This window comes from Candidatus Spongiihabitans sp. (assembly GCF_965237845.1).
GTDB lineage: Bacteria > Pseudomonadota > Gammaproteobacteria > Arenicellales > Poriferihabitantaceae > Spongiihabitans.
Map to the genome: position 1 here is coordinate 411,042 of NZ_OZ250154.1, position 23,215 is coordinate 434,256.

Here is a 23,215-nt window from a genome sequence, read left to right on the forward strand (position 1 = left end):
CATTTTGAGGACACAAGTCATGACTGATGAGGATAGGCTTGTTAGTGGTCAGGCTTGGCGTGAGCTAACTGATTCGATTCAAGCAACTGTTAATACTTTCATACAGGACTTTGGTCTTGCCAAAACATCTGACGAAATGGCGCATGGATACCGACATGGTTCGCGCGTATTAGTAGATGGTTTGATCAGTAAGGTTGAAGCTGCTGATCCTGATTTCCCAAAGTTTCGAAATTCTCCGGGCATTTACACCAAGGCTGCGCTAGAGAATCCTGATAATTATTATCGCACTACAACACCAATGAGTGACAGTGGTAGTTATTATGTTTACGGAAATATAGGTTCTGCACATTTAGTTACTTTCAATATTGTTGACCCTGTGAGCGCGACTTCTCTTGGGTCTTTGACTCGTGATAATTTGAAGATGAATGGCGGTGACTTTGAGATTCTCATTAGCACACAGAAACCTGGTGGCTTTGACGGTAACTACCTGCCGTTGGTGAACGGCACGGTTTTAGTGGTTAGAGAGATATTCAACGATTGGGAGCATGAGTACCGCGGTGAAATGCGTATTGTCAAGCCCGGGATGGAAGGCAAGTCGCCACAAAGAATTAGTGCTCAAAGTATCGCGCAACGGCTAGATAATGTAGCTACTGCTGTAACCTCAATCTGGCAAACATATACTTTTGGGTATAAAAATATTTGTGACAATATGCCTGTCAATTCTATTTCACCGCCGGACGCAATTGCGTCTAACCCACAAACGGTTTCGGGTAATGCTTGTCTTGAAATTGCCGATGATGAGGCGGCCATTATTACTACTGATGTGCCAGCGACCGACCATTACTTTAATTTCATGCTCGCTAATACATATTTAGAGTCGCTTGACTACGCTAATCGCACGGGCAGCCTGAATCAGGCCCAAACCCATATTAATGATGACGGTAAAATTCGTCTTGTTGTGACGAAAAATGATCCTATGGTCCAAAACTGGTTGGACCCCGAAGGATTGAATCACATATTCTTCAGCTATCGTTGGATTAAAACCGATGTGCTATTGCCAACCCCTAGCGTGATGATTGTTCCAGCAAATTCGGTTAAAAGCCATATTCCTGCCAGTACACCTGACTTCACAAGCAATGATCGACTCGAACAAATTAAAGTTAGGCAGAAGCATGTGGCTCATCGTTACAGTTACTAAATTAAGAAACGGTGGCATTGCCCTCAATGTTCCAGCGCTGTTTTTTATCAATTAAACGCTTATTGGGAATGAAGCATGCGGGCAGATGCAACCAGAAAACAATCAAAAGCAAAGGCAACAGTCTCGATTACTGTTGATTTACCGGCAGATGATATGAATCTGTTGACTAGGTTGGCGGAAATATCGGGTAAAACATAAGGAACACTTCGCTAAGAAATTTATTGGTGAAGGTGCCGAAGATTTGGGGGATATGTATATTGCGCGGGACGCATTAGAAGAAGTGGAATCAGGAAAAGGGCGGTTTTACACACAAGAAGAAATGAGGCGGGAGCTTGAGCTGGACGATTGAGTACGCCCCTCGGGCGCGTAGATCGCTCAAAAAATGGATGCACCGATTCTTCGGAAACGAGTTGAAAAACAGATTGAGCAACGGTTAGCCAAGCAGAATGACCCTCGGGAAGACATCCAAGGGAGAGCGATTGGAGGGGTTCCCGCTCTGTTTCGTTATCGAGTGGGTCGTTACCGCGTGCTATTTAAGGTTAAAGCAACTCGCCTGATAATTTGTGTTGTAGATGCTGGGCTTCGATCGGAAATATACAGCGGATTAAAAAACATAAAAAAAGCAGAACAACGCGGCTTTGGTTTTGACGAAGACTAAATCTAAAAACTCGATAGAGCCGATTGATGCCCACGAAAGATCGCGTGATTATATTACCGTAGCTGAATTTGAGAGGCTATTCGTTGCTGCTCGAAAAACCAGAAATCCTGCTCGCAATCAAGCCTTGCTTATGATGATGTTTTGACATGGCGTTAGCGGTTGGTTCGGCGGCAAGGTCTCAGAAAAGGCATGCCGAGATTCTTTCAACCGGGCGTATTATTGCCCGGCGCTAACGGCGTGGAGCGACTATAAACCGATTGAAAATCGCAATGATATTCACAGTAGTTTGGTTTTCATTTATGTCTTCTAAGCAAATCAAATGTGCTGTATTGCTAACCCTGTCATTGGTTGGTATCGCCGCTTGCATCGCCAAGAACGCCGGCGGGTTGCCAGCCGATAAAGCGCCCGCTTTAACGATTGCGACCGCTCGTTTTTATGCGGACGCCGAAGTATCAGGGGAAGTGTCCGCGCCTTATGCAATGGTTTTGCCTGACGCAAAGCAAGCCGCGGCGGGTGTTATGGAACTGCCACTCACTTTACGATTACGCAATAACGGCAAGCGGATAATTGGGTTATCGGCATCAACGCCTTGCACGATCTTTCGCTGGTCGGTGGTTAGCGCACAATCACGGACGGTGGAATCTCAACCGAATGAATTGTGCGTGCAGGCAATCGCGTCCAACATATTATCGCCCGTTCAGCAAGTTGAACAATCTTATCAGGTGTTGCTGGACGCTCAACGCTATAATGCTGGTAAGTATTATCGTTTGATATTCAGTTTTTGGTGTTATCCGGGGCATCACGATTTCATGGTCAAGCAGCCCGACTAATTTTTATACATGGCGGTCTTTGGACAGCGGCTCATTCAACTCAATCGGGTATCCGTCTGGATCCTTTATAAACGCGAGAATACGGCTGCCGTTTTTCATCGGCGAGGGCTGTTTGGTGAATTCCACACCCTGGCTTTTAAGATACTCGCTGGCCGCATAGACATCGGAGACTTTAAGCGCAATGTGTCCCCAGGCATTTCCGCGCTCGTAGGGCTCGGCTTGCTCCCAGTTATAGGTGAGTTCGATGGTGGCGCCTTCATCCACCCCTTGATAACCAATAAATGTGTTGGTGAATTTGCCTTGCGGATATTCGTTTTGGCGAAGAATTTTCATGCCCAGAATGCGAACATAAAAATCCAAGCTCTGGTCCAGATCGCTGACCCGAAGCATGGTGTGATCAATGCGAAAGTCAGGCAATGCCTGAAGAGTACTTGCCTGAGTGGTATTTTTCATGTCAATTAGTCCTGATAATTAGTCATAGAAATTATTTTTTCTCATCTTAGCGTCGGCGCAGCTTGCGTCCCCTTGCGGGAAAACCGATTCTACAACCAGTTCCTGAAATCGCCGAACACTATCTTCCCAGTGTGGGGATAAATAACCGCCGTCGGCGGCAATCTCGGACACGCGTCCCAATTGCAACCGCTCGCAAATTGCGTGGTCTTGTTTGTGGACATCGTACCAAAGTTGACGTGTTTGCTGAATCTCCTTTTCTGACGCCGGGTTATCTTTATGAAGATAAATGACCCGGCGTTGCCGGGTTTCGCCGGCGTTGACAGGAATGTTTAAATGAACGCCCAGTTGATCAGGCGCATATGTCCCGATAACAAAGTTAGGGAAAAGCGTTAAAAATCTTGAGCTCACGGCCAGCGTCTTTAAGTCATCCTTGTTTTTGTCCTCGGCAATATCGCAGCCACTGCCGAGGCAATGATCTTCTAAAATAGTGTAGTGATCGACTAATGGCTGGCTGGTGGTTGTTTTATGCACAAATTGTACATGGTACGGCTCAATGAAATTTTCCATTAACGCTTTCCAGTTGGTTTGCAGCACGCCGAAATCAATGGTCGCCACCGGCTTGATTTGCGCCAGATCAATATTTTCGAGTCGTTTTTTTAGCGGTGCAATAAACTTATCAAATGCCAGTCCACCGTCGGTGTCCTCGCCATTAATGCGGATAAATATCCAGTCATGCCATGTCTCACAGCTCACCGCGACTAGGCCATGGTCTTCCAATAAGAATCCTGGCGGGGGTTTTCTGTCGCGTCCGCCAAAGTAGGGCGCAGCCTTAAGCGCGCCCTGGAGGTCATATATCCAGGAATGGTACGGGCATTGAATTAATTGCCCGCAATTGCCGCTGGATTCAATTAATTTTAAACAGCGATGTCGACAAACATTGTGGAATGCAGTAATTTCATTATTGTCGTTACGCACCAGAAAAAAGGGTTTCCCGGCCACAGTAACCGGTTGAACATCACCGATTTCCCCCAACTCGTGAGCGAATCCGACAAACACCCAACTGTTGGTAAACACCGTATGGTTTTCAATTTCCCGAAACGCATCGCTGGTATAGACAAAGGCCGGCAGCCCGTGCTTAACCAGATTGTCGGTCTTCAAGAAATTTTCAAACTGGTCGATCATGCGTTTATAGTCATCGGAACTGGTCTAAATTGTATATTCACTTAGAGTTGAGTCAATAGTATATGTAACATATTATGTCGCATCGTAATTATCCCGACTGATTTGGGGCGCCCTCAAATAAGAAAGCAGCCCCAAAAACACCGGCGCTGTCACCGAGCTTTGGTTTGATAATCATAGTTTTCAGGCGCGGGGCGAAAATGTGTTTGACAATTTCGCTTACCCCTCTGGTATAAAGCAAATCGATTTTGCCAACGCCGCCACCGATCACGATAACGTCAGGGTCGAGGATGTTGATGATGCTGCTAATTCCCAGACCAAAAAACTGTACCAACCGGTCCATAGTGCTTGAGGCATTGCTATCCCCCGCTTCGGCCAGTTCGACTATTTGTTTCAGTGGTCGTTGTTGTCGGGCGAGGGACGCATAGTATTTTTCGAGCCCGGTCCCGGATATAACGGTTTCAACACAACCGCTTCGCCCACAAAAACAGGCGCCGCCGGATTCATGCAGGAAATTGTGGCCCCATTCCCCGGCGATAGACTGTTTTCCGGAGATCAGGTTTCCATTTACGACTATGCCGCCACCCACCCCGGTTCCCAATATCACACCAAAAACGACATTGGCCGTAGGGGCAACATCCCCAACGACGCCTGATTTTGTTTCCGCCAATGCAAAGCAATTTGCATCGTTTTCCACGGCCACAGGAATGCCAAGCAGTTTTTCCAAATCTTGATGCAGGGGTTTTCCATTCAGGTTTTGGGAGTTGCTGCCTCTGAGCAATCCGGTTGTCGGTTCAATTGCGCCGGGCATGCCGAAACCAATCCGTTGCGGGCTCGCGCCAAGGTCATCGCTCATGGCCTGTATCAGGCTTTTAATTTGGTTGAGTACATGCGCGTAGCCTTTTGACCCCTGCGTTGCAATACGTTTTCTGCAAAGTATATTTGGATTTGCCCGGGTTTTTGTCCGGGTCTTTGCCCATGACTTTGCTTTTGACTGCAAAACCACGCCTTCTATTTTAGTGCCGCCGAGATCGATTCCCCACAAAGTATGACCGGACATAAATAAACTAACCCCTAAATTAAATATTATGTATTATCTCGAATAATAGAGTAAATTATTTGAAATGGAACGCCGCGCACATTTTATTTAGCGTGGCCAATTTAGCATGACCAAAAAATTAAAAAATAGAATTGCACTGGTGACCGGCGGTAGCCGTGGAATCGGTAGAGCCATAGTGGAACGGTTCGAACGAGACGGCGCGACGGTTGTCACTTGCGGTCGCGGTGATCGACCTACTTACCTGGACCCCGGCGTCACCTGGCGGCAAGTCGATGTGTCGTCAAACCAGGATGTTCAAAGGCTTGATCAGTTCATCCGTAGCCAATACGGCGAACTTGATGTTTTGGTCAATAACGCCGGGGTGCAAGTTGAAAAGAATGTCGTTGATTCAACCGACCATGACTGGGATCAAGTGATAGGCATCAATGCCAAAGGCGTGTTTTTATGCTGTCGCGCATTTATTCCGTTAATGACAAAAAGCGGTGGCGGCGTGATTATTAATATCGGTTCCATCGCCGGCAATCATGCGGATCCCGGCATGGCGCTTTATAACGCATCAAAAGGTTTCGTCCATGGTTTGACCCGAAGCATCGCCGTTGATCATGGCACTGAGGGAATACGCTGCAATGCAATCTGTCCGGGGTGGATTATGACTGGGATGGTGGATGCGGCCTTTGATTTAGCTGATAATCCTGCCGTGGCCAGGGCGGATGCGCTGGCCCGCCACCCGGCCGGGCGATTTGGGCAATCCGAAGATGTTGCAGCCACAGCGATGTGGCTTGCATCGGATGAATCCTCATTCGTTACTGGCCAAACATTTACCGTGGATGGTGGGCTGACCGCGGCTTCTCCGTTACAACCTGGATTATTTTAACGCGCTTCTCGAAACTATTTGAAAAAGCGTATAGGCATCGTTAAATTGTAGTTCCTTAACAGCGCTTACATTTAACAGCGCTTACATTAACAGCAGCTGCATGGTCTCATTAGTCCACATCGTTACGCTGACCGCTACAAAAATAGCCATGTAACCTGAACAATCTGTATAAATCTGTATAATACGCACCTGTAAATTCAAATAAAAGCAATACTACTATAGGACCACGAAAATGAACCTACTCGAAGAATTTTCAATTTGGGAATATTCCGCAATTATTTTTGGCGTCGTACTGATTTCAAAACTGATTAGCAAAAAAACAGGAACAGTCGATGTTGTGTGGCTGATTGTTGCGGGCGCGCTGCTAACCAATATTGGTTTATTGCCTACCCATAATGAATTCCTGGAAACCATCGGTGAATGGGGCATCGTATTTGTCATGTTTGCCCTTGGCCTTGAAGAAGACATCAACCGTTTTTCACAAGGGGTTAAACGCGGACTGGGGGTGGCGTTGATTGGGGCGGCGTTTCCCTTCATGGTCGGGTATGGAACAGCCAGCCTGTTTGGGTATGACCATAACTCGGCATTGTTATGGGGCTTAACCATGACCGCAACGGCGGTCAGCCTTACCATGATGAGTTTGCGCGGTGACTTGTTGCACAAATCTACAGCCGCGACCGGAATCATGACCGCCGCGGTAATTGATGATGTATTGTCGTTAGTGGGCGTCGCTATACTGGTTCCGATCATACTGGTCAGCTCTGCGGGTGCCGGCGGGGAAGTGGTCAGCCTGCTGAGTATTTTATGGATTATTGCAAAAGTCATTATCTTCTTTGCCATTACCCTGTTTATGGGGTTGATCGCATTTCCTGATCGGATCCCCAAAGCATTGCCCGCAAATCCCAGTCTCTATCAAGTCATTGATTATCGGGTCGGTCGGATAATGGCGAATTTCGGGGTGCGAAGATTCCTGCTGTTGCATCGCGGCGAATTCACCCCTTTGATCATGCTGTTTATTGCAATGCTGTTAGGCGTCGTTGCGCACTGGTTGGGCTTTCACCCGGCCATTGGCGCCTATTTTGCCGGGCTGTTTCTGCATGCAGATTACTTTGTTCATACTAAAACCAAAAAGGTTAAAAACGAGGAAGGTGAAATCATTGAACAAGAGAAAGAAGACGATTTGTTCAAACAAACCAACCATGTCATCGAGCACCTGGCGTTTACAATATTCGGCCCGATTTTCTTTGTTAATTTGGGCGGAAAACTCCAGTTTGATCTCGCTATCGTGTTGGATGCCCTGCCCGCGGTGATTACCCTGTACATAGGCGTTGTCGTGCTTCAAGTTTTATCCGCCAGTATTGCCGCCCGATTCACCGGCCGCTACAAATGGCATGAAGGCGTAATGATTGGGTTTGGGATGCTGGGGCGGGCCGAGTTAGCATTTATCGTTATCAATATTGCATTTGTTCAAAATCAGTTGATCGACATTACCCAGTTTTATATCCTGATGTTTACCGCGTTTCTGCTGAATATTACCGTGCCGGTCAGTCTCAAGTGGTGGAAGCCCTATTATCTTGGATTTAAGCAAATTCAAGTTTTAGGCGTCACCCTGTCGCGCCCGCAACCAGCCCCGATTCCGCAAGATATGCCTGAATACAAGGAGATGATGGAACAGGAAAAAAGACGATACATAAAAGACCCTGCGGATTGAGCAGGCCTGATGAATTCAACGGGCAAGTGCAGCGATTATTCTCCGTAGCGGTTCTCGGCGGGCTGTTTTTGACATTGCCGGCAAGCGCGCTGGATTTATTGCTCACAAATGGAAAAGTTTATACTGTAAATTCCGCTCAGCCTTGGGTTGAAGCAATTGGCGTTGAAGACGGATCAATTCGTTTTCTGGGCAACTCGGAGCAGGCGCAAGCGCTATTCGATCAGGCCGAGAGAGTCATCGATTTAAACGGCCATCTGGTGTTGCCAGGGTTGCATGATGTGCACATGCACCCTCTGGAAGCGGGCAATCCGGCAGCTGCGGCATGTAGCCTGCGTATTGGCATGAATCCTGAAAGGGAAATCGGTAATTTACGCCGATGTGCAAAATACCAACTCGGCGCGGGTTGGGCATCGGACTGGGTGCTTGGCTGGGGTTACTCGATATTTGATGTTTTGAGCACGGATCGACCGCCTGTCGAAATTCTCGATCAGGCGATTCCAGATAAACCGGCATTGATGATGGATTTTACTTCGCATTCCATGTGGGCAAACTCATTGGCACTGCAAGCGGCGGGCATAGATGAGCATACCAAAAATCCGGCGGGCGGCGTCATTGTCAAGGATTTGGAAACCGGGCAACCGAACGGCATACTCGTTGATAACGTAGGTAACATGGTGATGGAGTATGCTTTTGCGCCAACAGAAAAAGGGTTGAATCTGGCTTATCAAGGTGTACTGAAAATGCTGCCAAGACTTGCTAGTAACGGGCTGACCTCAATCGTTGATGCGCGCTCATACTGGACGCGAAAACACCATGAGGTGTGGCAAAAACTTGCGGATGAAAACAGACTGACCGCGCGGGTTGTATTGAGTTTATGGGCCTACCCCGATAAAGACGAAAGTCAAATTGAAATACTCAAGAAATTGTATCGAAATGATCCGGACAGCCTGTTGCGCATGTCCCAGATCAAAGTTTATATGGATGGCGTAGTGGATAACACCACCGCGGCAATGAAAACGCCCTACTTGGAGGATTTGGGGTGGGTTGTTGGCAACCGTGGTCTGAACTATTTTGATGAGGCTCGGTTAACCCGATATATCGAGGAACTGGAATCGGCCGGGTTCGATTTTAATATCCACGCCATTGGCGACCGAGCGGTGCATGAAGCACTAAATGCGATTGAATCGGCGGACCGCATCAATGGCCAGATTGATGGCGAGGCGAACGGTGAAAACAAGGACCGACGACATCGTCTAACGCACCTGGAAATTGTTGACGATATTGATATACCAAGATTCAAGGCACTCAACGTGATTGCCGATTTCCAGGTTGCTGGAGACGGGTCATTTCCCGAGGTTTACAGCGAAGCCGAAACCCTGATTGGCGAAAAGGCGCATAATCCAATTCCAATACGAAGTATTCACGATAGCGGCGCGGTGGTCACCCTGAGCAGTGATTTCGATGTCAGCACCATGAATCCATTCGTTGCGATGCAACATGCTTTGACTCGCGGGGCTGAAAGTCTCGAAACACTCAGCGATGTGATTGAAGCTTACACCATTAACGGCGCCTATCTGATGCGTCACGAAGATAAAACCGGGTCCATTGAACTGGGGAAATTCGCCGACCTTGTTGTGGTTGATCAAAATCTATTTGAAATTTCAGTGGAATCTATTTCGGATACCAAAGTATTACTGACCTTGCTGGCGGGAAAAGAAGTGTATCGAAGTCCAGAATTTCCTGGGTTCCAGTAAAAACAAGCCCAGCAAAAACAAAATGAGCCGTATTTTTCGGTAGCGGTTTACTTTTTGTGATTCCAGCACAAACCGCACCATTTGGCGGCGGGAGTTGGTGAACCTTTCTCAGCCCATCATTATCGGGCTTGACCCGATAATTCAGTGAAACACCCGCGGCGAAGCCGCACCACCGGCAACGACGAGAAGGATTTGCGACGCCCTCATTAAGCAGGGTATTAATCTGATTTAATGAATATGGGGCGGATAATTTTGCGGCCCTATTGCCAATCGTTAGGCAACTTAGCCCATGAAACTATCTAAAAGCACCGGGTATCTCGCAAATCGGGATCGGCTCCATCTTGTGTTGGTTTGCCTGGTGCAGTCGCCGATAAATTTTAAGCACTTCGCGCTGACGCCCGGAAAGGTTATTTGCAAGATTATTTGCATTGATGGCCTCATCATAATCCATATAATCCATGGCCCATTCGAGTTCATGGTAACTCGCTCCCAATTGCTCTTCATCGCTTCGGCCATCCCCCCACAACCCGTCCGTGGGTTTGGCAACCCTGATTTCTTCACTCACGCCCAGAGTTTCCCCGAGGGCATAAACTTCGGTTTTATTCAGATCGGCGATGGGACTCAGATCGACTCCGCCATCGCCGTATTTGGTATAAAACCCGACTCCAAAATCTTCAACTTTATTACCGGTGCCTGCGACCAAATAGTTGTTTAATCCTGCGAAGTAATATAACGCGGTCATGCGTAGTCGGGCACGGGTATTGGCCAAAGCCAAAAAACGCTCTTCGTTTTTGCTGTTTTCGATTGTTGGCATTGCGTTAGTGAAACCGTCAAATATCGGTGTCAAATCAATCCGAATAGATGACACATTGGAAAAGTTCGCCTCCAGTATATCTATATGTGTGCGTGCCTGTGTAATCTGGGACTGCGCCTGATGGATTGGCATTTCAAGGCATAGGACAGGAAGCCCCGTTTTAGCGGCAAGCATGGAAGTTACAGCAGAATCAATTCCCCCCGACACGCCAACCACAAACCCACAGGCACCCGATTTTTTTGCGTAGTCGGTCAGCCAGTTGACAATATGGGAAATGACGGCTTCGGTTTTCATGGATACGATTTTTCGTAATGGCTTGTAAATAATCAATTCTCAATTTGGCTTGCCAGAATAAAAACCGACTCCTTGAATTTTACCTTGCATAATAAAAATCAGTCTGCGCGGAAACGTGTGAGTTGATATTAGCATTTCCGGGCAACAACCACAGTTTCGATTGTTCGAGCATAATCGGAATCCAAAGAGGTGGTTTTTCTCCCCATGATCTTCAATATAATGTATCTTTAGCCTCATCATCAGGCGCTTTATACGTTCTGGTATTGTAAACATTCGGCCCAGCCCACCGAAGAGTGAAGGTTGCTATCTGAATTCCCGCAAATGAACATCCCAAAAAAACAAATCATATTAGACAACCGCAGCCCACAAACCAGCGTCGGCATCTATTTGCGCGAGCAACTCGCCGGTGGCGCAAAGACCTTGCGCATCGTCTCGGCTTATTTCACGGTATATGCCTATGAGGCGTTACGGGACGAGCTGGAAAACGCTGGCGCGGTGCGGTTTTTGTACGGTGACCCCGGCTCAGTGGGCGAAATAGACCCCGGTGAGAAACAAGACAAATGCTTTGATTTAACCGAGCGAGGTCTGTTGCCGAAACAATTGCTCAAACAAAAACGCTTGGCTAGGGACTGCGAGAAATGGATAACAGAGAATGGGGTTAAAGTTCGCACCATAAAACAAGCGAATTTTCTGCATGGCAAGATGTATCACATCGAGCGGCATGACGATCTTGATGTGGCGATACTTGGCAGTTCAAACTTCACTCGTCGTGGGTTGGGTTTTAACGAAGGTGCAAATCTGGAACTTAATCTAGCGGTCAGCGAAACCGATACTTGCGGCCAGCTCAAACACTGGTTTGATGATATCTGGCGGGACGAAAAACTGACCCGGGACGCCAGAAAAGACGTGTTGGCCGCGCTGCGCCGGCTCGGCGAAAACTGCTCGCCGGAATTGGTGTATTTCAAAACCTTGCTGGAAGTCTTCCGTGACCGGTTGGACGCACGCGAAGAAACCAGCGACCGACTCGGCGATGCGCACCTTAAGGACACACAAATATGGAAAGAGTTGTATCAATTCCAGCGCGATGGCGTGACTGGTATCATCAATCGCTTGGGGCAACACAACGGTTGCATCCTCGCCGACAGTGTCGGGCTCGGCAAAACCTACACAGCGTTGGCGGTCATTCGCTACTATCAGGCGCAAAACCAAAGAGTGTTGGTGCTTTGCCCGAAGAAACTCAACGAAAACTGGAAACTCTACCCCACCCAGTTCGGCCAGAAAGGCAACCCGTTCAAGGACGACAATTTTCACTATGAAGTCTTGCATCATTCCGACTTATCGCGCGTTTCGGGTGAATCCAACGGCATCAATCTGGCAGAATTTGATTGGGCGTCTTATGGCCTGGTGGTGATAGACGAATCGCACAATTTCCGCAATGAATCCCGTAGCGCCCGTGACGAGAGCGGCGAAATTATCCGTCGCAGTCGCTACGAACGATTGCTGGAAGATGTGATCAAGGCCGGCGGCAAAACCAGCGTGTTGATGCTGTCGGCAACGCCAGTTAATACGTCGCTGGATGATTTGCGTAATCAAATTTACTTTATGACCGGAAAACATGAAGATGCCTTCAGGGAGACGCTCGGCATAGGACACCTTCGTACCATGCTCAGTGCCGCACAAAAACAGTTCAAACACTGGGAACAACAAGTTGGCGAAAAGCACAAGCGCGACCTGTTCGACCAACTGGGCGGCGAATTCTTTACGCTATTGGATGCTGTTTCTATCGCTCGCTCGCGCCGCCATATAAAAAAGTTTTATCCCGAAGTGGTGAAACAAATCGGTGGCTTTCCTGAACAAGCCAAGCCGGAAAACGAAACGCCGCCGACCGACTTACAAGGCGAGCTTTCCTTTGAGGCGCTTAACGAAGAAATTAAAACTTTTGGTCTGTCAATCTATACCCCGGCGGCATATGTCATCAGTGAACAAGCGAAACAGGAATTGGCGGAAGAGAAAAAGAAGCTCAATTTTAATCAGGCTGACCGCGAAAAATGGTTGATTGGCATGGTTCGCGTGAACTTTCTTAAACGTCTGGAAAGTGCTGCGCCATCGCTGGCGCTCACGTTAGCGCGCACCATAGACAAGATCGTGCAATTGGTGGCAAGGATAGAGCGTTATCAATCTGTCCACGCCTCTGATGAAAAAATCCCCGAGAATGACTGGGAAGATGAACTGGAAGACGAGGATTTTATCGTCAACAAAGCGCGTCACCCTTTTAACTTTAAAGATTTGAACTTGTCGCAATGGTTGGACGACTTGGAAGAGGATTACCGTGTTCTCAACAGCGTATTGGCAAAAGTCTCCGCCATCACCCCGCAGCGCGACGGCAAATTGGCCGCGTTGAAGAAACAAATCCGCGATAAACTAACCAACCCGACGACAGACAAGGATGGGCGCGAAAACCGCAAGGTGCTGATATTTACCACATTCAAAGACACGGCGCTTTATCTACACGAGGAACTAACGCCATTGATGGACGAGTTGGGTGCAAATTACGCAATGGTGGCGGGCGACGCAACCAGAACCACTTATGGCAACAATAAATTCAACGATATTCTGACCAATTTCGCCCCCATGGGACGCAGTCGTTTCAAACGCGATGAAAAAGGCGCGCCGATTGTTGATGGCGAATTGGAGATCGATATTCTGATTGCCACCGATTGCGTCTCTGAGGGGCAGAATTTGCAAGACTGCGATCTGGTGGTGAACTATGACATCCACTGGAATCCGGTGCGCCTGATTCAACGCTTTGGCCGAATTGACCGCATCGGCAGCCGCAACAAAGAAGTTAAAATGATTAATTTTTGGCCCATGAAGGAACTGGACCGTTACATCAATTTGCAAAGCCGCGTGGAAGCGCGCATGGCGTTGGTGGATGCCTCCGCCACTGGCGACGACCGTCTGGCGCCAGGCAACGAAATACGTGATAACGCTCAAACGGAGCAGAACTTCCGCGACGCACAATTGCATCGCCTGCGCAAGGAAGTGCTGGATCTCGACGACCTCAACGACGGCGTGACACTTAGCGACTTCTCGCTCGACGATTTTTTAGCGCAACTGATGAACTACCTAGAGCAAAACCGTGAACAATTAGAAAACGCCCCACTGGGGGTTTATGCCGTCGCGGATTGTGCGCGGCAACAGGAGAGCCTTATCCTTAACGCTGCCCCGGGCGTGATTTTTTGCCTGCGTCAGAAAAACCCACCGCAAGATAACCGGATACGCAGCCCCCTGAAAGCCTACTATCTGGTTTACGTGCGCGACGATGGCGAAGTGTGCTACAACTATACGCACGCCAAGCAAATCCTGGATATTTTCGGAGAACTGGCGCACGGCCAACATGAACCGTTGCTACACCTGTGCGATGCATTCGATCGAGAAACCGACAACGGGCGGAACATGGATAAATACGACAAACTGCTGGATAAAGTTTTTTCAAAAGTGAGCGAGCAGTTTTACCGTCAGGAAGCGAGTAGCTTGAGCCAACGCGATGGCATTGTGTCCAAACAATCCGAACAGCCCTGCGAAGCATCTAATTTTGAACTGGTAACCTGGTTGGTGATTAAGGACAGCAAATCAACTGCCGCGGTTTCCGCAAAATAAGTCGTAGTAACGACAAAACTCGACATTATGCTGAGCGAGAATCGGGGCTTGCTGTGACCGGGAATGAAATTCGAAAAGCCCTGCATCATTTTGAAGATGCTCCTTTGTACGAAGGCGCAATTCAGTTATTAGGCACATTCGGATTAACAAGCGACCGTGTTCGGGTTGTAGGAGCAAACAAGGGTGATGGATCGCTAAATAGTTTCTTTGATCAATTTAATGGCATCGAGGAAAAATTAACCGATAACGAGCGCTATACGCTTGACCGACTCATCAACAAAATTCTGTTTCTTTTCCAAGTTACCGAAAAAGAAACCCACCTGTCACCGTCCCACGGAGAAGATGGTGGCGTATTAGCCTATTCAATAATTTTTGTGGCCGCAGATATACGCTATTCGCCCTACCTGACACAAGGCGAATTGCAATCCATCATCTGGGTGCTGAACAAAGGTTTTGGCCCTTCGGTAATCGGTCTGTTTCGATATAAAAACAGGATGGCGTTTGCGGCGACCGCGCAGAGAAAACATAAAATCCGGCCGGAAAAGGATGCTTTGATTGGTTCCGGCGTGACGATGAATATCCACCTTACGAATCCGCGCTGGAAGCATAAAGATTTCCTGTTGAAATGGCGAAGAATAATTACCTCAGGTTTCCCGACAACATTAGGTGATGTCGTAAATCATCTAACATATGTTCCAGATATGCACAAGTTATATCATCTATGCAAGAAAAGCGATGCACCTGATATCCTTCATTCTTATCTTACAAGAGCAATTCGATGGCCTCTACTTACAAGAACGCAGGAACAAAAACTAGCGCAGAACATGCAACGCAAGGCACGAGAGAAATTCATCTGTTCCAACTTGAGACTAGTAGTCTGGGTAGCCAAAAAATATTCATGGTCCAGCCTTGATATTTTGGATTTAATTCAAGAAGGCAATATCGGCTTGATGAAGGCGGTGGACAAGTTTGAATACCGCCTCGGTTACAAGTTTTCGACCTACGCAACCTGGTGGATTCGCCAGGCGATGACCCGTTCTATCGCCAACCAGGCAAAGACCATCCGTATCCCGGTGCACATAATCAAAACACCCAACAAACTCAGCCGTGTATCGTGCCAGATTTTGGAGCAAAAAGACCGTGAAGCATCACCCGAGGGTCTCGCGGGAAGAATGGAATTATCCGAAGAAAAAGTGCGCCAGCTACTGAAAGTAGTCAATGACACGATTCCCATGGATATGCCCAGTGACAATGATGTGGATTTGGATTTCGGCAGCTTTGCAGAGGATGAGAGTATTCCCTCTCGCAACGAGGTGGTGCACATACTGAATCATAAAAATATAAAGACTGACAAAGCCATGAAATTGATGGCAGAAGAGATGATTGCACTCGAAATGCTGATGGGTGACGACGAAGACTCGCACCTAGTCGATTTGCTTGAGGACAAGAACATCAAGGTGCCGATCGACATCGCCATCAGTTCCGGCCTGAAAAACGCCACCCAGAAAGTTCTCGACTCGCTCACTGAACGCGAGGCCAAAGTAATGCAAATGCGCTTCGGCATCGGTATGAACACCAACCACACGCTCGAGGAAATCGGCAAGCAGTTTGGAGTTACCCGTGAACGCATCCGGCAGATAGAGGCGAAAGCCCTGAGAAAACTGCGTCACCCAGTCCGCTCCGACTATCTGCGTAGCTTTCTGGACGGCACTTGATGATTGGATGGGTATTGATGTTGTTTTGTGGCGTGCCGACAAAAGAGTCCACAAAACGCTGGGGCCTTATTCAATTGCCCCCTTAAAATTGTTGCATCAACCCTGAAATTAGATATAATTAGCGAAAATACTAAATTTATACTTTTAACTAATTATCTATAATTTCATCATGGCCGACAACCCATATCGACCCGGTGCCGCCCACGCGCCGCCTTATCTCGCCGGACGCGAGGCCGAGCAACGGGAATTCTCCCGTCTCCTGAAACAAACACCAGTATTGGAAAATCTGGTGCTGACCGGTATCCGCGGCATCGGCAAAACCGTTCTTATGCGTGAGGCACTCAGAAAAGATGCCGCCGAAAACGGCTGGCTTTGGGTGGGTAGCGATATTTCCGAAGCAGCTTCCGTCAGCGAAAACCACCTTGTGCGGCGCCTGCTGACGGATCTGAACACCTTTTCCGCTGATTGGGAATATTCCTCCAGCGAACGGTATCCGCTCGGTTTCACCGAAGTAGCCGAACACCAAACGATTCACTTCGATTACCAAACCATGATGACGTTGTTCAAGCGGGAGCCGGGTTTGTCTTCGGACAAGATCAAGCGGATTTTGCTGGTCGCCTGGGAATTGATGCAAAAGCACATGCCGGACAAAAAAGGGATTATCTTTGCCTGGGACGAAGCGCAAAATCTGGCGGACCGAAGCGAGGTGGACCAATATCCTCTGGGCGTGTTGCTTGATGTCTTCAGCTCATTACAAAGCCAGGGCGTGCCTTTCATGCTGTTACTGACCGGATTACCGACGTTATTCCCCAAACTGGTCGACTCACGTACTTATGCCGAGCGCATGTTTCGGGTGATGACTCTGGATAATCTGAACTACGATGAGTCCCGTGAAGCAATCGCCAAACCGCTGGATAAAGTACCGGAGCAGATAAAAAACTTCTTTAACTCATTCAGCGACGATATTTACGACCTTACCAAAGGCTATCCTTATTTCATTCAATTCTGGTGCAGAGAGTTATACGATTATTTAGCTGGCACTCGGCCGGATGTCGATGAAGATGGAGCGGAAGCGGAAGTCATGGAGCGCATCTCCCGCAAACTGGACATGGATTTTTTCGAGGCCCGCTGGGCGCGGTTGACCGATCGGCAACGAGATTTGCTCAGTATCATCGCCCAGCTTGAAAACAGCAGCGGGGAATTCACCGTTCAAGAAATTGTGGAAGGATCAAAACGCACCGAACAGGCTTTCAGCAGTAGCCATGCCAATCAGATGCTGAACTCTTTATTTGCCAAAGGCTTGATATTCAAAAACCGGCACGGCAAATATGTCCTGGCGGTGCCGTTGCTGGACCAATACATCCGTCGACGAATAACTGGAGATGACACTCATAAAGAAAACGATCATGACTGAAGCAAACATCGAGACCCACATCTACTCCAGCGCTGACACCATGCTGAAAATAAAGCAAGCGTTGAATGCATTCAAGAGCGGCGACTTGCGCGAGCGGGCGTGCGAGTTTTTCAACGCGCTGGGGTACTCCAGCGACCGAACGCATAACTTGCATGGCGGCCCCGAAAAATTTGTCGCCAAATTTCCCGCACCCACGCTAGGCACAAAAACGGAAAAGTATTTTCTCAAGGCCGCAAAATCCGTGCATATCGTCTTTCAGGTGACAGACGAAGAGATCCAATCTTCCAGAAAAATGAATTTGTTGGCAGGAGAGAGTTTCGACAAAGGATGCGCAAAATCTTTTTTATTCATGGCGGTGAAATTGCAACCGGGCGACTATGCACGCGGCAAGTATGCCGAGATGACGCGGGAAATCAACAAGCGATTTGGAATGCCGACGGTGGTGCTGTTCTTGAACGGCAACAGAACGACGCTTGCTTTCGTTCATCGCCGTGAGCACAAGAAACAAAACAGGGATGTGCTCGGCAAAGTCTCGCTGATACGGGAAGCGAACTGCGCCGACCCGCACCGCGCACATCTGGACATTCTCGCTGAGCTTTCCCTTGGCAACTGCCTGGGCTGGATTGAACAAAAGCAACAGCAGAGAAATTTCGACGGATTGCTGGCGGCGTGGCTGGCGAAACTGGACACCGAAGAATTGAACAAACGTTTTTATAAGGAACTGTTCAACTGGTTTCAATGGGCGGTCGCGGCGGCCAAATTTCCATGCCCTGAAAAGAAGCCGGTGTCGATGGAAGACCACATTATTCGCCTAATTACCCGTATTCTATTTGTCTGGTTTGTCAAAGAAAAAGAACTGGTGACGGAAGAGTTGTTCATTGAAACGCGGGTCAGCTCATTACTGAAGAAGTACCGCCGCGACAACGACGACTATTACCGCGCCGTATTGCAGAACCTGTTTTTTGCCACCCTCAACACCGAAATAAGTAAGCGCCGTTTCAGCAAGGCGCGCGGAGACACGCACCGAAATTTTAACCTATACCGCTATAAAGACCTACTGGCAAAGCCTGAACAATTGTTACACCTGATGAAGCAAACGCCGTTCATCAACGGCGGCCTGTTTGACTGCCTGGACAGCGAAGAGGCGACCGGCGACAGCGGCTACCGGCTGGACTGCTTCAGCGACAACAAACAACATCGCAAACTGCTCTCCGTTCCCAACCGCCTGTTTTTTGACGACGTGCGCGGTCTGTTTCCGCTACTCAACAAATACAAATTCACCGTGGAGGAAAACACGCCCATCGAACAGGAAGTGGCACTCGACCCGGAATTGCTCGGCAAGGTATTTGAAAACTTGTTAGCGGCATACAACCCGGAGACGAGCGGGAGCGCGCGCAAGCAGACCGGCTCTTATTATACTCCGCGCGCCATTGTCGACTACATGGTGGATGAGGCGTTGGTGGCAAGCCTAGCGGAGAAAGTAAAACCGGCGGACGACGACGCGGGCTTTTGGCGCGAGCGTTTGCGCGACCTGCTGGATTACGCCACCCCGGATTGCTTGATTGAAGCGGAAGAGATCGAGCCGCTGGTGGAAGCCATCTCGGCAATGAAAATTCTCGACCCGGCGGCCGGTTCCGGTGCTTTCCCGATGGGTGTTTTGCACAAACTGACCTTGGCGCTGGGCAAACTGGACCCGAAAAACAAGCGTTGGCGCGAGTTGCAAAAGAAACGCGCCATGAAAGAAACAGAAACCGCCTACAGCGAACAAAAAGACCGCGATGCCCGCGACGCGTTGCTACAGGAAATCAGCGACACTTTCGAGCGTTATTCATCCGACTTCGGGCGCAAGCTGTACCTCATTCAAAACAGCATCTTCGGCATCGACATTCAGCCGATTGCCTGTCAGATCGCCAAGTTGCGCTTTTTCATCTCGCTGGCGATTGAACAGCGACGCGATGACAATCAGGAAAACTACGGCATAAAGCCGTTGCCGAATCTGGAGACGCGCTTTGTCGCCGCGGATACGTTGATCGGCTTGCAATTAACGCAACGAGATACACTGCAATCCACTGAAATCAGGGCATTGGAAGAACAGTTGCAACAAAACCGAGAGCGGCATTTCAACGCCGGAACCCGCCGTAAAAAACTGGAATGCAGCAGGAAAGACCGGGAATTGCGTAGTACCCTGGCAGAAATTCTGAAAACACATTATCAGCGCGATAGCATATGGCAGGAAGCACTGCAGATTAACAATAAAGCCGCGCGCGCCCTCACCGCTCAACTGAATAAATATAACGCACAAATCACTGCGGCAAAACAAGCGACGCTTATGGTCAAGGAGGATCCGCATCAAACGTCAATGACCGATGAAAAGGTCGCCGTGCTGAAACAAAAAATCGCCGATAAGCAAAAACTCGGCACGATGATTAGCAAGCGCGACGAAGCGGTGCGCAATGACGAAATTTGGAAGCAGGCAAAAGCCGCGACGGAAAAGAAGAACGAGATGATTCACGCCGAATCGCAAAAAATAGCCGACTGGGACCCCTACGACCAAAACGCCAAAGCGGACTGGTTTGATGCGGAATGGATGTTCGGCGCGCGCGATGGTTTTGATATTGTGATTGGTAACCCGCCTTATATAAACGTGGAGTCAATGTCCGCACATATTCGCAAACGTATCATGTCATCTTATGCGACTTGCGAAAAAAGAACCGATATTTATATTGCATTCTTTGAAAAGTCTCTCGATATGTTGAATACGAATGGAGCGGTACAATTCATCGTCCCACACTCTTTCACAACGCAAAAATATGGCCAAAAAATGCGCTGTTTTATGACCAAAAAATATGTGGTTCACGAGATTGTAGATGCCAGCAGTTATCGAATTTTTGAAAAAGCGACTGTCTTTAATGTCGTTGTTCGGGTAGGCAAAAGTGGCGATGGTAAAACACTCATACGCCACCACAACTGCAATGATGATTTTAAGAATCCGTCTCCGGGTTTTTTCATTGAGCAATCTCGCTTTATGGATATGAAGGAGTGCCGATTCGAGACTCGTCAACGTATCTTTGATTTTCTGCCAATAAAGCAGAAGTTGTGGAAGCGATCATGTCCGCTTAAGGATATTTGCTTAATTGCTTATGGTGCGCGGCTTAATCATAAATCTGAAAAAATTGGTAAAAGCCACTATATCAGCGCGGAGCCGATTCCAGACGGCAAGAAATTTACTGAAGGGGAAAACATTAAACGCTATCATTTCAGTACCGCTGGTTGGTTAAATTACCATCCAAAAGAACATTATAATCCTATGTTCCGAAGTTTGTTTGAGAACGAAAAATTGATGCTTATTAACATTGTTGCTGATCGTTTACGCTTCGCCTACGATTCAAACCAGCATTACAATAGTCATACTGTTGTCAATTGTGTTCGGCTGGATATGCTGAAAGGTGAATCGCACATAACGGCTCTTCGTGCGTTGAAAAATGGCGATGTTGTATTTGCCCAGAAGTTTGATTACAAATTTCTGCTTGGGGTGCTCAATTCGCAATTAGTAAACTGGTATTTTCTGTCTTTTCTAAGCGAAAAATTGCATTGCTATCCTGACGACGCGAAAAGTTTGCCGATTCCGATTGTGCCCGTAAAAGAACAATCGAACATCACAAATCTAGCAGACAAAATCCTTGCCGCCAAAGCCCAAAACCCCAACGCCGACACCAGCGAACTGGAAACTGAAATAGACACACTTGTTTATCAACTTTATAATCTAACCGATGAAGAAATCATTGTGATTGAAAAGAACATCTGAAACCGTCAATAGGAGTCTAATCATGCAAGAAACACCATCAATTAATGCTATTAAGGGTTTAATCAATCAGCTAGAGAAGGGGATACCGGAAGTTGTTCCTGAAGAAGGTCGATACGGCGGAGAAGAAGAATACACGCATCAAGCATTGTTGGACGAGTTAGCCAGCATACTAGATGATCTAAGAACACTAACAGAAAGCCCCAAGCAATTTTTAAGCTTATCAACTTTTGATGACCGAGATAGTATTAGGTCAGCTCTGGGAAATGCTATGGCAGTTTTCTCAAGCCCCGATGAGTTATTGAACTATATAGATCAAATAAAGACAACTATCCGGCCGTTTAATATCCGCTACACCGAAGCGAGATTTTTAACTACCAAAAATCAATTGGCAGAATTGGAGGGACAAAAAATAACATCACAGCGGATATTGCATGACATGCGGCGAGACATAAAAACCGTACAACAAAACATTTCTGAATCAAAGGAAATACTACAATCCTCACAGCGATGCCAACAAAATGATCGAGGCAATCTGCAATAATGAAAACTGGAAATCTCACAGAGCAGTTGCCTTTATCGACCCATTTGCCACACAGGTTAAATGGAACACTATTGAGAAAATGGCAAGCACCAAGGCTATTGATTTATGGCTATTATTCCCGGCTATGGCGGTGAATCGAATGCTGACCAAAACCGGGGGAATGCCTGATCAATGGCAAGAAAGACTTACTGAGTGTTTCGGGACAGATGAATGGCAACCGGTTTTTTATCAAAAAAAACGTCAATCGACACTTTTTGAAGATGAGTCATCGATCGAGAAAGTTGCGAATATCTTTGAAATTCTCAGTCAATTTGTTAACGGTCGATTACGGACTATTTTTCCAAGTGTCAGCAATAATAATCTGGTACTGAAAAATTCCAAAAATTCACCGCTGTTTTTATTATGTTTTGCTTGCTCCAATCCTAATCCCAAGGCGTTTGGCTTGGCCGTGAAAATCGCTAATCACATTATTGATACTTCACCATGACCCAGTCATCCATTGAATGGACCGAACAAACCTGGAACCCCGTTACCGGCTGTACTAAAATATCAGCAGGCTGCAAACACTGCTACGCCGAGACAATGGCGCGGCGGCTACGGGCGATGGGCGTGGCGGGCTATGAAAATGGCTTTGCCGTGGCCTGCCATGAGAATCGGTTGTCGGTGCCGTTGCGGCGCAAAACGCCGACCATGTATTTCGTCAATTCAATGAGCGATCTTTTTCATCCGAAAGTGCCGTTCGCGTTCATCGACAAAGTCATGCAAACAATTAGCGAGACCCCGCAACACACCTACCAAATCCTGACCAAACGCCCGGCGACAATGGCGAAATACTTCGCGCGGCGCAGTGTGCCGAAAAATGCCTGGCTTGGGGTGTCGGTGGAGAACAAGCGGCACGGCGTTCCCCGCATTGACATATTGCGGGGGATTGATGCGAACATTCGTTTTTTGTCGGTGGAGCCGTTGTTGGAGGATGTTGGGGAGATTGATCTTGCCGGTATTCATTGGGTCATTGTCGGCGGCGAGAGCGGCAAAGGCGCACGTCCCATGCGGCCGGAATGGGTGGCCGGCGTAAAGCGGCAATGCCGCGGCGCCGGCGCCCGGTTCTTTTTCAAGCAATGGGGCGCGCATGATAGGAACGGGGTAAAAGGGAGCAAGAAGGGTAACGGCAGAATGTATCGGGGGCGCATATATGATGAGATGCCTGTTGTTACGGCATAAACATATTTTATTTTGCCAAGCCTATTTTTGAAAA

17 protein-coding genes are annotated in these 23,215 nt (G+C 48.0%); 13 read left to right on the forward strand and 4 right to left on the reverse strand.

Going from position 1 to position 23,215, the window contains the following annotated elements; all coding sequences use genetic code 11:
• Positions 1–19: 19 nt before the first annotated feature.
• The 3 genes from ACPXXB_RS02015 to ACPXXB_RS02025 all read left to right on the forward strand — a co-directional run bounded on the left by ACPXXB_RS02015 (position 20) and on the right by ACPXXB_RS02025 (position 2,686).
• Entirely contained in the window at positions 20–1,198 is a 1,179-nt protein-coding gene (locus tag ACPXXB_RS02015; protein WP_423908730.1) for a hypothetical protein, read from the forward strand.
• Between the two features lie 382 nt (positions 1,199–1,580).
• Positions 1,581–1,856: a type II toxin-antitoxin system RelE family toxin gene (locus ACPXXB_RS02020; protein ID WP_423908732.1), complete on the forward strand. Its 276-nt coding sequence runs from the start codon at positions 1,581–1,583 to the stop codon at positions 1,854–1,856.
• Between the two features lie 269 nt (positions 1,857–2,125).
• Complete coding sequence (locus ACPXXB_RS02025) at positions 2,126–2,686, forward strand: hypothetical protein (protein ID WP_423908734.1); 561 nt, start codon at positions 2,126–2,128, stop codon at positions 2,684–2,686.
• A gap of 3 nt (positions 2,687–2,689) precedes the next feature.
• Here the strand turns inward: ACPXXB_RS02025 and gloA are convergent, their stop codons facing one another.
• The 3 genes from gloA to ACPXXB_RS02040 all read right to left on the reverse strand — a co-directional run bounded on the left by gloA (position 2,690) and on the right by ACPXXB_RS02040 (position 5,378).
• Complete coding sequence (gene gloA / locus ACPXXB_RS02030; RefSeq protein ID WP_423908736.1) at positions 2,690–3,139, reverse strand: lactoylglutathione lyase; 450 nt, start codon at positions 3,137–3,139, stop codon at positions 2,690–2,692.
• An 18-nt stretch (positions 3,140–3,157) separates the two neighbouring features.
• Complete coding sequence (locus ACPXXB_RS02035; RefSeq protein ID WP_423908738.1) at positions 3,158–4,321, reverse strand: aromatic ring-hydroxylating oxygenase subunit alpha; 1,164 nt, start codon at positions 4,319–4,321, stop codon at positions 3,158–3,160.
• A gap of 88 nt (positions 4,322–4,409) precedes the next feature.
• Positions 4,410–5,378: an ROK family protein gene (locus ACPXXB_RS02040; protein WP_423908739.1), complete on the reverse strand. Its 969-nt coding sequence runs from the start codon at positions 5,376–5,378 to the stop codon at positions 4,410–4,412.
• 106 nt (positions 5,379–5,484) lie between these two features.
• Between ACPXXB_RS02040 and ACPXXB_RS02045 the strand changes: the two genes are divergently transcribed.
• The 3 genes from ACPXXB_RS02045 (at position 5,485) to ACPXXB_RS02055 (ending at position 9,717) form a co-directional block, all read left to right on the forward strand.
• A complete protein-coding gene (locus tag ACPXXB_RS02045) occupies positions 5,485–6,252 on the forward strand; it encodes an SDR family NAD(P)-dependent oxidoreductase (protein ID WP_423908741.1) in 768 nt (255 codons plus the stop codon).
• Positions 6,253–6,484: 232 nt separating this feature from the next.
• The gene (locus tag ACPXXB_RS02050) at positions 6,485–7,963 is read left to right on the forward strand and encodes a cation:proton antiporter (protein WP_423908742.1); all 1,479 of its coding nucleotides are present in this window, start codon (positions 6,485–6,487) and stop codon (positions 7,961–7,963) included.
• Positions 7,960–9,717, forward strand: a complete 1,758-nt coding sequence (locus ACPXXB_RS02055; RefSeq protein WP_423908744.1) for an amidohydrolase — start codon at positions 7,960–7,962, stop codon at positions 9,715–9,717. Before ACPXXB_RS02050 ends, ACPXXB_RS02055 begins: the two co-directional genes overlap by 4 nt.
• A 295-nt stretch (positions 9,718–10,012) precedes the next feature.
• Here ACPXXB_RS02055 and nadE read toward each other — a convergent pair whose 3' ends face one another.
• Complete coding sequence (nadE, locus tag ACPXXB_RS02060) at positions 10,013–10,825, reverse strand: NAD(+) synthase (protein ID WP_423908746.1); 813 nt, start codon at positions 10,823–10,825, stop codon at positions 10,013–10,015.
• A gap of 321 nt (positions 10,826–11,146) precedes the next feature.
• On the opposite strand from nadE, the gene ACPXXB_RS02065 reads away from it, so the two are divergent.
• From ACPXXB_RS02065 to ACPXXB_RS02095, 7 genes are all read left to right on the forward strand, one after another.
• Positions 11,147–14,485: a helicase-related protein gene (locus ACPXXB_RS02065; RefSeq protein WP_423908748.1), complete on the forward strand. Its 3,339-nt coding sequence runs from the start codon at positions 11,147–11,149 to the stop codon at positions 14,483–14,485.
• 824 nt (positions 14,486–15,309) lie between these two features.
• Positions 15,310–16,200, forward strand: a complete 891-nt coding sequence (locus ACPXXB_RS02070; protein ID WP_423910876.1) for a sigma-70 family RNA polymerase sigma factor — start codon at positions 15,310–15,312, stop codon at positions 16,198–16,200.
• A gap of 169 nt (positions 16,201–16,369) precedes the next feature.
• A complete protein-coding gene (locus ACPXXB_RS02075; RefSeq protein WP_423908750.1) occupies positions 16,370–17,614 on the forward strand; it encodes an AAA family ATPase in 1,245 nt (414 codons plus the stop codon).
• Positions 17,607–21,419: an Eco57I restriction-modification methylase domain-containing protein gene (locus ACPXXB_RS02080; RefSeq protein ID WP_423908751.1), complete on the forward strand. Its 3,813-nt coding sequence runs from the start codon at positions 17,607–17,609 to the stop codon at positions 21,417–21,419. The genes ACPXXB_RS02075 and ACPXXB_RS02080 overlap by 8 nt, the downstream gene beginning before the upstream one ends.
• 22 nt (positions 21,420–21,441) lie before the next feature.
• Positions 21,442–21,960 (forward strand): hypothetical protein, encoded by a 519-nt coding sequence (locus ACPXXB_RS02085; RefSeq protein WP_423908753.1) that lies wholly within the window; start codon positions 21,442–21,444, stop codon positions 21,958–21,960.
• The gene (gene tcmP, locus ACPXXB_RS02090) at positions 21,938–22,447 is read left to right on the forward strand and encodes a three-Cys-motif partner protein TcmP (RefSeq protein WP_423908754.1); all 510 of its coding nucleotides are present in this window, start codon (positions 21,938–21,940) and stop codon (positions 22,445–22,447) included. Before ACPXXB_RS02085 ends, tcmP begins: the two co-directional genes overlap by 23 nt.
• Entirely contained in the window at positions 22,444–23,181 is a 738-nt protein-coding gene (locus ACPXXB_RS02095) for a DUF5131 family protein (protein WP_423908756.1), read from the forward strand. Before tcmP ends, ACPXXB_RS02095 begins: the two co-directional genes overlap by 4 nt.
• Positions 23,182–23,215 lie beyond the last annotated feature (34 nt).